At 47.8% G+C, this 12,035-nt stretch carries 10 protein-coding genes; 5 read left to right on the top strand and 5 right to left on the bottom strand.

Annotation, left to right across the window (positions count from 1 at the left end; genetic code table 11):
• The first annotated feature begins 775 nt into the window (after positions 1-775).
• Positions 776-3,310, top strand: a complete 2,535-nt coding sequence (locus E4665_RS02060; protein WP_241654617.1) for a glycoside hydrolase family 31 protein — start codon at positions 776-778, stop codon at positions 3,308-3,310.
• A gap of 181 nt (positions 3,311-3,491) precedes the next feature.
• Positions 3,492-5,270: a glycoside hydrolase family 66 protein gene (locus tag E4665_RS02055; protein ID WP_135347153.1), complete on the top strand. Its 1,779-nt coding sequence runs from the start codon at positions 3,492-3,494 to the stop codon at positions 5,268-5,270.
• A 366-nt stretch (positions 5,271-5,636) separates the two neighbouring features.
• Here E4665_RS02055 and E4665_RS02050 read toward each other — a convergent pair whose 3' ends face one another.
• The 5 genes from E4665_RS02050 to E4665_RS02030 form a co-directional block, all read right to left on the bottom strand.
• Positions 5,637-6,206: a TIGR01440 family protein gene (locus E4665_RS02050; protein ID WP_135347152.1), complete on the bottom strand. Its 570-nt coding sequence runs from the start codon at positions 6,204-6,206 to the stop codon at positions 5,637-5,639.
• A gap of 119 nt (positions 6,207-6,325) precedes the next feature.
• On the bottom strand, positions 6,326-7,054 hold the full coding sequence (locus E4665_RS02045) for a GntR family transcriptional regulator (RefSeq protein ID WP_135347151.1): 729 nt from the start codon (positions 7,052-7,054) through the stop codon (positions 6,326-6,328).
• Positions 7,055-7,804 carry a glucosamine-6-phosphate deaminase gene (gene nagB / locus E4665_RS02040; protein WP_135347150.1) on the bottom strand — a complete coding sequence of 250 codons (750 nt, stop codon included), beginning with the start codon at positions 7,802-7,804 and terminating at the stop codon, positions 7,055-7,057. It abuts the gene before it with no gap.
• A complete protein-coding gene (gene nagA, locus E4665_RS02035; RefSeq protein ID WP_135347149.1) occupies positions 7,801-8,976 on the bottom strand; it encodes an N-acetylglucosamine-6-phosphate deacetylase in 1,176 nt (391 codons plus the stop codon). Before nagA ends, nagB begins: the two co-directional genes overlap by 4 nt.
• A gap of 91 nt (positions 8,977-9,067) precedes the next feature.
• On the bottom strand, positions 9,068-9,643 hold the full coding sequence (locus tag E4665_RS02030) for a manganese efflux pump MntP (protein ID WP_174845432.1): 576 nt from the start codon (positions 9,641-9,643) through the stop codon (positions 9,068-9,070).
• A gap of 318 nt (positions 9,644-9,961) precedes the next feature.
• Here E4665_RS02030 and E4665_RS02025 point away from each other — a divergent pair, with 318 nt between their 5' ends.
• The 3 genes from E4665_RS02025 to E4665_RS02015 are packed head-to-tail and all read left to right on the top strand — an operon-like array spanning position 9,962 to position 12,032.
• A complete protein-coding gene (locus E4665_RS02025) occupies positions 9,962-10,384 on the top strand; it encodes a PTS sugar transporter subunit IIA (protein WP_241654640.1) in 423 nt (140 codons plus the stop codon).
• A gap of 12 nt (positions 10,385-10,396) precedes the next feature.
• Positions 10,397-11,215, top strand: a complete 819-nt coding sequence (locus tag E4665_RS02020) for a PTS mannose/fructose/sorbose/N-acetylgalactosamine transporter subunit IIC (protein WP_135347146.1) — start codon at positions 10,397-10,399, stop codon at positions 11,213-11,215.
• On the top strand, positions 11,208-12,032 hold the full coding sequence (locus E4665_RS02015) for a PTS system mannose/fructose/sorbose family transporter subunit IID (protein ID WP_135347145.1): 825 nt from the start codon (positions 11,208-11,210) through the stop codon (positions 12,030-12,032). Before E4665_RS02020 ends, E4665_RS02015 begins: the two co-directional genes overlap by 8 nt.
• Positions 12,033-12,035: the final 3 nt, after the last annotated feature.

The following is a 12,035-nucleotide window of genomic DNA, read 5'->3' as shown; positions in this document are numbered from 1 at the left end:
TGGCGTGCAACTCCTCTCAACCTCTGATGTCTGATTCAATCTAAAGTTTATCATATTTTGTCCGGTAAGAGTGAATTAAATCAGACTGAGGGATGGGTCTCTGCCGTTTACGTTTGATAGTTCTGAGGACTTCCGACGTCAGACACACTTATATTCCACCGTGCATCTTTTAGGCAGGGCATAGTACGGATCATATGGAAACTTCAGGTACGGACAAACAATTTTTTCCAGAATAATATGAAATCCGTTTTACATTATTACGGACATACTAAAAAAAGAAGACAGAGATGACAGGATTATTGAGGAATATTAAAAAGAGCCGGGAAAAAAAGCGGCGACAGCGTCCGACCACGGAAGTCAGGGGTCTTTAGAATGATTTTTTCGAAAATTCAGGGCACGCGTCCGCAACCAGGTATATCGCTTTCATCCCCACCCCGTAATCATATCAGCCTTTTTCAAGCTCATGGTTAAGGGTCTTACAGGCATATTTTTCTAGTTGAATCCCTGCTGAAGGTCTTATACATTTGGTTTGGAATCAATCGTCATTCGATGCGCATCCTCCCGATCTGATCCCAGCCTATGAAAAGAGATCTGGCAACGGTTTGCCTGAGCCGGAACACTTTTAGCGTACAGGCTGTGCCGGACCTTTTTACACATTGTCTGATTTTTTCAACAATTGAATACTTTTCCAAATAATGGAAACATGCCGCTCATGCGGTACATAGACCGGGGTAAACATCTTTTCCCCCGCTTCAAAAATGAGAGGAGCATTCTCGTGTCCCACTATTTATCAAGGTTCAAATTAATAGTCGCCCTTGTCCTTGCATTTGTCCTGATGTTTACGCTGGCGCTGCCGCACGCAGCCGCGACAACGCAGCCTGAAGCGGATACACCGCTGAACCTGCAGCAGTTGCAAAAGCTTTCGGTTCAGAATGTCCGTCAGATTTCAGATGGTGTCCAGCTGGATCTTGGGGATTATCAAAGTACCCTCCACCTTCTTTCGCCGGATCTTTTCAAGTTTTCCGTCCTTCCTGACGGATCTGAAGAAAAAGATTCACCAGCTATACAAAAGAAAGACTGGCAAACGCCGGCTTTTGCGATCCGCGACCAAAGGAATCAAGTCGTCGTCAAGACAGATAAACTGACGATTATGCTCAAAAAGAAACCGTTCGCGATCAAAGTTCTTGATCAAAGCGGACACGTGATTAGCGAAGATTACCTGAAAAACGGGGCTTCTTCGGGCTATGAAAATGGAAAACCTTATGTTTTCAAAAAAACCGATAAAAGCGAAAATTTTTACGGCTTCGGCGAACAGACAGGCAGCACACTGAACAAGCGGGGCACCGCGATGGGCATGTGGAATACGGATGCCTATGGCTATACCAACGACACAAAATATGTCTATACGACGATTCCTTTTTTCATCGGACTGAAAAAAGGGAATGCATATGGCATCCTGTTCGACAACTCATACCGTTCCTATTACAACATGGAGAAAGAGTCCGATGACTATTACTATTTTTACGCGAATGGCGGGCCGCTGACTTATTATTTTATGAATGGACCCGATATATCGCATGTCATCGATCAGTACACGGAACTCACGGGACGGATCAACCTGCCGCCGGAGTGGGCGCTTGGCCTGCACCAGAGCAGCTGGGGTTATACTCCGGATCAACTAACTCAGGTAGCGCAGACATACCGCGATAAGCAAATCCCGCTCGACGCACTCCATTTTGACATCGACTATATGAATGGCTTTCGGGTGTTCACCTGGAAGGATGACTATAAAAAAGCGCTGGACAAACTCAAACAGATGGGCGGCCTCCATGCTGTAGCGATCAACGATCCGGGCGTGAAAGCAGATGATCAGTATTCGATTTATCAGGATGGAACGGCCAAGGATTACTGGGTGAAAAAAGCTGACGGTAAGCCTTATGTCGGACCGGTCTGGCCGAAGGATTCCGTCTTCCCCGATTTTCTGCGGAGCACGGTGCGTGACTGGTGGGCAGGACACGTTGCCGACTCATTGCTTGGATCGGGCGCCGACGGCATCTGGAACGATATGAATGAGCCGGCCGTTTTTAACGATGCTCAGGGATTCAACCATACACTTCCGCTTGATGCATATGGAACAGACGACAACGGGAATAAAATTCTGTCGTCCGAGTTTCACAATCTGTACGGACACCTCGAAGACGAGGCCACCTATCAGGCGTGGCAGAAAACACGGCAGGATGAACGGCCGTTCATCCTTTCTCGCGACATGTTCGCCGGCACTCAGCGTTACGCCGCGGTTTGGACCGGTGACAGCTTGAGTGACTGGGAGCATCTACAGATGTCCCTTCCGATGAATATGAATTTGGGCCTCTCCGGCGCCGCCTTTGTTGGCAACGATATCGGAGGATTCGGAAATGAAGCGACTCCGGAGCTGTTTGCGCGCTGGATCGAACTTGGCTCATTCCTACCCTACTCGCGCATTCATTATGACGGGACAAGCGATAAGAGTTACACGCAGGAACCATGGTCGTTCGGCAGCGATGTTGAAAAAATCAGCAAAAAGTATATCAACCTTCGTTATCAGCTGCTTCCTTATCTGTACAACGCGTTTCACAACGCCGCGGAAACCGGCCGTCCCGTGCAGCAGCCGCTTGTTTTCCAGTATCAGCATGACCGGAAGACTTACAATATCAGTGACCAGTTCCTATTCGGGGATTCGATGATGGTCGCACCGATTGTTGAACAAGGAAAAACATCACGCAGCGTCTATCTGCCAAAAGGCGAAACATGGGTTGATTTCGACAGTCAGAAGGAATACCAGGGCGGACAGACGATCACCGTTAATGTGCCGCTGGATTCGATGCCCATTTTTGTGAAAAAGGATTCAATCATCCCGTCACGTGATGTCCAACAATATACCGGAGAAAAGCCTTTGAAAAATCTGATTCTCGACACTTATCTGAATTCCCAGGCGTCTTTCAGTTTTTATGAAGATGACGGTCATTCACTGGATCATGAGCGTGGCGCTTATAACCTGACCAACTTCCAGGTTGAAAAAAGAGGCGGACGCATTGTTTTCAGTCAGGACAAACAAGTGAGCAATTATGCGTCTGCGATTCAGTCCTATACACTGAAGCTGCACAACGTGGATCGGCCGTCGATGGTACGCACCGGCTATCAGGCCTTTGATCAAACGGACAGCCTCGAGCAACTGGGTGGGCAGGATCTAGGCTATTATTACGATGGTACGACAAAAGAACTCGATGTAAAAATACCTGCAGGATTGCAATCCAAAGTATTTATCAGGTAATCTTTTTTACAAGACCGTCCGGCGGGATGTGCCCCGGGCGGAGAATGGCGTATCATTCCTGGAATCATGCGGAAATTTGAAAAGCCATGCGAATATGAGGATCACGCATAAACCGGATTTCGGTTTCAAAATCTAATAGCTGTGTGGACAGACAGGGATTCGAAAAGGATGTGATCGGACGATGAAGCGAGCTTCAAAGAAAGTACTGATAGCTGCCGTTCTCGTGCTGGCACTGATCATCTATCTGGTTTTACGGCCAGGACAGGCCCCCCGGCAGAACGTTCAGCTCCAGGTGAGCGAGTCGCTTTTTTCCGGACTGCAGACGGACCATGCCGCTTATAAGCCGGGCGAGAACGTCCGCTTTTCACTGAACAGCAGAGTCCGTGACGCTCAACTGAGTGTGACTTATTATCATTTGGACCAAAAAATTGGTGAGCAGACCGTTTCTGCTGCCGGAAAACGTGAGATCAGCTGGAACTGGCAGCCGCCGGACCGCGATTTCAGTGGTTATCTCGCAGTGGTTAAGTTGCAGGATTCGGGGCGGGTGCAGCGGGAAACGATCGGTATTGACGTATCCGGCGACTGGAGCAAATTTCCGCGCTACGGTTTTCTCAGCAATTTTCAGGCGATGACGGAAGCGCAGATCCAGTCAACGATCGGTCAGCTGAACCGATACCACATCAATGGCATCCAGTTTTATGACTGGAGTGAAAAGCATCATCAGCCGGTAACTGTAAATAATGGAAGCATTCCATCCACTTGGACTGACATCGCGGGCAGATCGGTGGACCGCTGGACCGTCCGCTCTTATATTGACGCGGCGCACGCGCGCGGCATGAAAGCCATGTCCTACAACCTGCTATACGGCGCTCTGGCCAACTCGGAACAGGACGGCACGCAGCGAGGCTGGTTCCTTTTTAAAGACCCGAATCACAATCAGGTCGATGTCAATCCGCTGCCGGCCGGCTGGAAAAGCGATATCTATTTAATGAATCCGGCCAATCCCGGCTGGCAGAATTATTTGATCAGACAGCAGAAAACAGTTTATCAGTTCCTGCCTTTTGATGGCTGGCATGTCGACCAACTCGGTGATCGCGGGACTGTTTATGATGAAAACGGCCACGTTGTGCCACTGCAGAACAGTTTTTCCGGGTTTCTAAATCAGATCCGGAGCCAGATGCCAGACAAAGATCTTGTCATGAATGCGGTCGGACAATTCGGCCAGCAGGATATTGCATCCGCAGACGTTAACTTTTTATACAGTGAAGTTTGGGATCAGACCCCTTCATATGGAGATCTCCGGAAAATCATCGATGCAAACAGCAATTACTCCGGCGGCAGGAAAAGTTCGGTACTCGCCGCTTATATGGATTATAGAAAATCGGACGGCACCGGGACATTTAACACACCGGGCGTGCTGCTGACAGACAGTGTCATTTTCGCTTCCGGCGGTGACCACATCGAGCTCGGCGAACACATGCTGTCGAAGGAGTACTTTCCCTTCTCCCACCTGGCGATGTCTTCGGATTTGCAGAACCGGATCACGCATTATTATGATTTTCTGACCGCTTACGAAAATCTGCTCAGGGATGGAGCGAAAAATGAACCGATTGATGTGCACTCCGAGGAGCTGCTGCCCCTGTCGGCGGATCCACAGCAGGGGCATATCTGGACTTTTGCCAAACAGGTGGGCAACCAGAAAATCCTACATCTGATCAATTTTCTCGATGCGCATTCGATGAACTGGCGGGACACGGACGGTACTCAGACGAAGCCAGCCACCCGGCGGGATCTCAATTTTACAGTGACCGAAAAAAAGCCCGTCAAAAAAATCTGGCTGGTTTCACCTGATTATAAGAATGGAATACCGGTCAGCCTGCCCTTTCAACAGAAAGGGAGCGCTGTACACCTGAATGTTCCCTCGCTCGAATATTGGGATATGATTGTCTTTAATTATTAGCACGGAGTAAATTCAAGAAATCGTTTCCATTCCTTTACTAGTGCGAGTTTGGTTTCATTTACCAGTGTTTTCCTGAAGCTGATTTTTTAAAATAAATAAATGAAAACGCAGAAGGAATTGACTCAAATCGCAGAAAACTATTTCAGAAAAATACGCACCCGAATGACCTATGTGCGGTTGTATGCCATTGAGCCTCATGATGACTATATTTCATTCTGTGCGATGTTTAAAACAAAAGCCAAACGGCATGAATTTAAAATTGTTCGTCTTACCTGGGAAGGCGAAATGATTAGAAAAAATGATTTGCTATAAAAAACCAAGGGCCGCCGCATGGTTGATTTCTCAATCATGCAGTGGCCCTTTTCCTTAGATCGTTCCCGAGGTTTCTTTTTCAGTGTAGACGGCTCGCTCTCCGCCAATGAGTTTCGGACGGGTTCTGGCCATCACAAGATGGGCGCTTCCGATCCGTTTTACGTCACTGCGGACCGGAACTGCGACCGGTTTCAGGTGCATGCCGATTAGCGTGTCTCCGATGTCGATACCGCCGTCCGCCTTGATGTATTCAACAACCACAGGATCGGTTAATTGCTCATAAGCGTAGGTAGCCATTGACCCGCCCGCATGCCGAATTGGTCGGACCGTGACCGGATCGTATCTTTTATGATCAGCGACGTCCCTGTCTAGAACAAGTGCCCGGTTCAAATGTTCGCAGCACTGAAAAGCGAAACGGACTCCAGTCCGCTCATGAATTCTTTTCAGAGCCTCATAAATGGACGCGGCCACATCCATTGATCCGGATGTGCCGATCCGATTGCCACCGACTTCGCTGGTGCTGCATCCAACAACGAGCAAGTGCCGCGAATCAAATGGCATCGCTTTTTCAAGATCTCCCACTGCGCGACTGACTTCATCTATAATCTGCTGATTCAATTCCATTTTTTTATTTGCGCCCTTCCCTGTTCTCAACCATTTTCATTATAACAGGTTACCCTGAAACGGGTATTATCGACCATTCCCCGGGAAATTTTTGTCGGAAGAAGCATTTTTTTTAAATCTCATGCATTAGGGAGGCGAATAATAAATTTATAGCGATCTGCACGATAAAGTGATTTTGTGAATTCAAAAGGTTCTCCGCTCTTCAAATAGGACACACGTTCAATAAGCAGGACAGGCGAAACCTTCGGAACTTCGAGAAGTTTTGCTTCCCGAGCTGTCACAATCGAAGCTTCAAGCGTTTGCTCGGCGTGGTCTATGACCAAACCGCATTCTTTTTCAATGTAGTCATACAAGGACTGATTTGCTTTCTCAGCGGTGAGTTCCGGTACAAGTCCGGATGGTATGAAGGAGGTTTCAATAGCCATCGGTAATCCATCGGCCAGCCGCGTCCTTTTAATTTCAAAGATGTTCTGCCCGACGTCCAGAGCGAGTTTCGCGGCGATCTTTTTTGACGGCACCGACAATTTGAAATCCAGCAACCTGCTGTCCGGCTTCAGCCCGCGGCTTTCCATTTCCTGAGTAAAACCATTAAGACCTGTCAGCGGTTTCTCAATTTTTTTTCGTTCGGAAACAAAGGTCCCCTTACCTTTCAGGCGGATCAGAATGCCCTGACTGACCAGATCCATCACGGCCTGTCTGATGGTCATTCTCGACACTTGAAATTGTTCGGTAAATTCTTTCTCAGAAGGAATTCTGTCCCCTTCTTTAAGATCTTCCGCCTCAATCAGATGCTCAATATATTGTTCGATCTGAAAGTAAACGGGGACGGGCGACTGACGATCAATCATTCAAAATTTACCTACCTTCTTATTTGTGAGGAAAAGAGCTTCAGCATCAGCGATGACCGTCACATCCGGATGGCTGACAAGAACAGAAGCTGGAAAATCAGGATCGGGAGTTTTACTCTCCAGAAGCCTGTTCATGGCTTCAGCTTTGCTTTTCCCCGACACGAGCAGCAATATTGATTTGCTTTTCATGATCGTGCCAATGCCCATAGTCACAGCCTGTACTGGAACGGCATCCATTGAGCCAAAGAACCTCGCGTTGGCCAAGCGGGTTGAGTCAGTCAGGGTAACCACATGTGTCCCGATGTTAAGCGATGTACCCGGTTCATTAAAACCGATATGGCCATTGCGCCCGATCCCGAGAAGCTGGAGGTCAACCCCGCCCAAACGCTCGATCATCCGGTCATAATCCCCGCATTCTTGATCAAGCGAGACCGCGTTGCCATCCGGAAGAAAGTGCTGATCCGCCGGAATATCAACAAATTTATAGAAGTGATTTTCCATGTACTTATGATAACTGTTTGGGTCTTCTTTAGAAAGTCCGACATACTCATCCAGGTTAACCGTCCGTATCTTCTGGTAGGTGGTATGATTGTTTCGGTAGTCGTCCGCAAGTCTGCGATAGGTTTCCTCCGGTGTCCCACCCGTTGCCAGCCCAAGAACCGCGTCGGGTTTTTCCCTGACGAGCGTACTTATCATCTCAGCTGCGCGGCGGCTCATTACGTTTTTATCGGTCACAGGTATGATTTTCATGGCTGCTGGCTGCCTCCCCTTTGATAAGCGATAATCCCCCTGCACACAGTCATAACCAACTGATCCTCTTCATCAAGAATAATGAAATCGGCATCTTTGCCGGCTTCAAGCGACCCTTTTCTGTCAAAGATACCGCACTGACGCGCTGGATTGACGGCGCCCATTTGGACAATATCTTCGAGTGTCGCATCGGTAAAATCAAGTATATTTCTGATCGCCTGGTCCATTTTCAGCACACTGCCGGCAATCGTTCCGGAAGCAAGAACAGCCAACCCGTCTTTTACGAGCACTTCTTGTCCGCCAAGGTCATACGTTCCGTTCTTCAGACATTTGGCGCGCATGGCATCCGTAATCAGAATCATGCGGTCACTGCCTTTCAGCTTATAGGCGAGGTTGACCATACCCTGGCATACGTGTATGCCGTCACAGATTAGTTCATTGTAAAGCTCATGATGCAGAAGTGCGCCGCCAAGTATGCCGGGTTCCCTATGGTGCATGCCCCTCATACCGTTATAGACATGTGTCACCTGGGTAGCGCCGGCGTCAACAGCACGGATGACATCCTCGCCGGTGCCATTACTGTGCCCAATAGAAGCCACAACGTTCTGATCCGCGAGATGCCGGATCAGAGGCAGCCCTCCTTCTATTTCAGGAGCCAGTGTTACTTCTTTAATGTGCCCGCCGCTCAGCTTCTGCCATTCGTCGAACCGGTGAATGTCAGCCACTGAAATATATTCCAGTGGCTGCGCTCCCGCTTTGTCTTTGCTGATAAATGGTCCTTCCAGGTGAACGCCTACAATTTCTGCTTCTCCTGGTTTTTGCTTTCCAATGACTTCTTCCGCATTTTTCAAGGCCGCTTCGATGGCTTCTTCCGACTGTGTGATCGTTGTCGCAAGAAATGAAGTGGTCGCTTCTTTCGGAAGAGCAGACGCAATCGTGCTCAGTGCTTCCGGCGTCGCGTCCATTGTATCCGCGCCGTTTGCTCCGTGAATATGCATATCGATCATTCCGGGTATGCACTTGTACTTCTCTGGAAAATGGATCATTTCATTTGAACTTTGATCCAGCGCTTGGCCGACTGTTACAATTTTTCCGTTTTCAAAGGCCAGGCTGCCGTTATTAATCCATTCATGGTCTGAATAAATAGAACACCCGGTAACTTTTTTCATCATCGATAATCACTCCCTCCTCTTAGTTTATCATTTTATTGTATATATGTATAGACAACTAGATGTAATAAAAATGACGATCATCATGCTTCCCTTACAAGGGAATGTGGAAAATCAGTTTTAGCCCGAAGAAGAGCATGATAATACCGCCTAGTACCTCACCATAACGGCCGAAATATCGTTGGGTTCGGTGACCAATGTAAAATCCGGCCCAGGCCATCAGCATACTGATCAGTCCAAAAATCAATATTGCCGCCAGAACGCGCGTGCCGAATAATCCCATCCCCAGTCCGACGGAAAAGCTGTCAATGCTGACACTTAACGAAAACAGCATCACACCGGTATCCGATGCATAGGCCAGATCTTTTTTCTCATAATCCTGCCTGGCTAAAGATAGAATCATCTGTGTCCCAATCAGAACAAGGAGCAGTCCGCCAGCCAGTCCTGCTATTTCCCCGAACCGGTGCGAAAGAAGGTGCCCCAGAACGATGCCGGACAAGGGCATCAGCATATGAAAAAGCCCGATCCACATTCCAATTTTCGCTGCCTGATGCAGCCGCAAAGCACTCATCCCCATCCCCATACATACAGAAAAAGCGTCCATGCCAAGAGCCAGCGCCATTATGAATAATGCGAAAACCTGGCTGATCAGATCCGCGGCCACGATCATTCCTCCTCCCTGTCCATAAAAACAACTTATGCATGTCCACCAAAGATTAGAAGAAGAGTGAAATGATTAAATGGGATCGAGGATAAAGTTTAAACCGGGCAGCTCTAGAATACATTTCTCTCAAAAGATTTCTGACAATACCGATGGAAACCCGCAAAAGCATGTTCTGCTAAAAAAATTACATTACCCAATCATTTAAAAATATATTTCATCATAAATTAATTATAAAAATATTATTGAAATAATATTTCAATTAATCTAAAATAAAAACAAGTTAGATAATTTACATTAATCTGTAAAGGAGGTGATTGCTTGCCGGTGGGAATTATTCTGGTTTCGCACGGAAATTTTGCAAAAGAAGTCTTGGCATCTGCAGAAATGATTATTGGAGAGATAGAAAACATTCAAGCCGTATGTATGACAATGGATGATGGTTCATCAGGGTTAAAAGAAAAGATGGAACAGGCACTCGAACGTTTTTCAAATAGAGAAGGTGTGTTGATCATTGCAGATCTGCCCGGTGGAACGCCCTGCAATGTTGCATCGGTCCTGGCTCAGAGCAGCGACGGTATCGCTGTAATGACGGGCTTGAATCTGGCGATTGTTGTTGAAGCATCTGTAGCAGGTCACAAAAGCTTACGCGATTTGACGGAATATTTAGTTTCTATAGGGAAAGATTCAATTCATCAAATCAGCTTTAAAAGCAATAGTGAAACGACAGAAGATGAGTACGATGAATGAGGAGGAATTTAAATGACATTGTCGATAGGCCTTATTATTGTCTTAACGATTTATGTAGGTCTTGCTCAGCTTGACGCGTTGTCCGCTCAGTTCGGATTCTACTCGCCGTTGTTCGGCGGAATGGTTACCGGTCTGCTGATGGGGAACGTTACAACGGGACTCCTGGTTGGCGGGACATTGCAGCTGATGATCCTCGGCGTCGCGACTTACGGTGGCGCCTCTGTTCCCGATTATCTGTCTGGCTCAATAATCGGGACAGCTTACGCCATCCTTTCGGCAAAGGGCGCCCAGTACGGGATCGGCCTTGCTGTTCCGATAGGACTTCTGCTCACACAGCTGGATGTGCTGGCCAGAATGAGCAATCTATTCTTCCAGCACAGGGCTGACCGTCATGCGAAACTTGGCAATTACAAAGGCGTTGAGCGGGCAAATCTCCTTGGTATTCTGCCATGGACGCTGAGTCGTATGATTCCCGTCTTCATCGGCTTGCTGTTTGGCAACAGCGTCGTCAATGTGATCAACCAGTACATGCCCGCGTGGCTGATGCTCGGCCTGAAGACTGCTGGCGCAATTCTTCCTGCACTAGGTATTGCGATCCTGATGAGATACCTGCCACTGAAAAAGTTCTTCCCCTTCTTTATTATTGGCTTTGTTATGATGGCGATCGGCGGTACGACAACGACGATGATGTCTGTTGCCCTGATCGGACTGGCGCTTGCCGCAGTCTACATGCTGTTCAAACGTGAATTCAAACCGACTACGGCCAATGGTGCACCCGCTCCGCAGGCCAGCAATAATGATGACGACGGGGAGGTAGAAATTGATGACTGAAGAGAAGAAAATTGAATCTGTCATTACGAAAAAAGATCTCAATCAAGTGGCGCGCCGTAACCTATTTGGTCTGCAGCTCGGCTGGAATTATGAAAAAATGCAAGGTCTCGGCTATTGTTACGTGATCATGCCGATTTTAAAAAAATTGTACAAAAATAACGATGAAGAGATGAAGCGAGCGTTGCAGCAGCACCTCGGCTTTTTTAATACAACACCTGCAATGTCTCACCTGATTGTCGGCGCGAACACTGCTCTGGAGGAAAAACTAAAGGGTTCCGACCCGGACGCGGTTACCGGCCTTAAAACCGGGCTGATGGGACCATTCGCTGGAGTCGGCGATACGCTGTTTGTCGCCATTTACCGAACACTTATTTTCTCGATTGCCGCTTATCTTGCGCTACAAGGCCAGGCGGTAGGCTTGCTGATCCCGCTAATCGCTGGCGCATGCATTGTTTACCTGCGCTACAAATTCACATTTATAGGGTATAATCAGGGTCAAAGACTGACAACAGAATTCGGTAACCAATTGAAAAATCTGACTGAAGCCGCAGCGATACTTGGGCTAACAGTCATCGGAGCGCTGATTCCCGCCGTTATCAAGCCTGTTCTGCCGCTTGCTTTCACAATCGGCAAAGTCAAGCTTGACATTCAGGCACTTCTTGATCAGATCATACCAGGTATTATACCCATCGCCATCGTACTCTTCTCGTACTGGCTGCTTGGCAAAAAGAAGATGACATCGACAAGGCTGCTGTTCATTCTTCTCGCGCTGGGCCTATTGCTTGGCAATATTGGAACGATCGTAAGTCTGTTCTAAAAA

Origin of the sequence: Sporolactobacillus shoreae (genome assembly GCF_004684935.1) — a bacterium.
GTDB classification, from domain to species: Bacteria; Bacillota; Bacilli; order Bacillales; family Sporolactobacillaceae; genus Sporolactobacillus; species Sporolactobacillus shoreae.
Note: the sequence above shows the minus strand (reverse complement) of the source record. Positions and strands in the feature narration are given on the sequence as shown.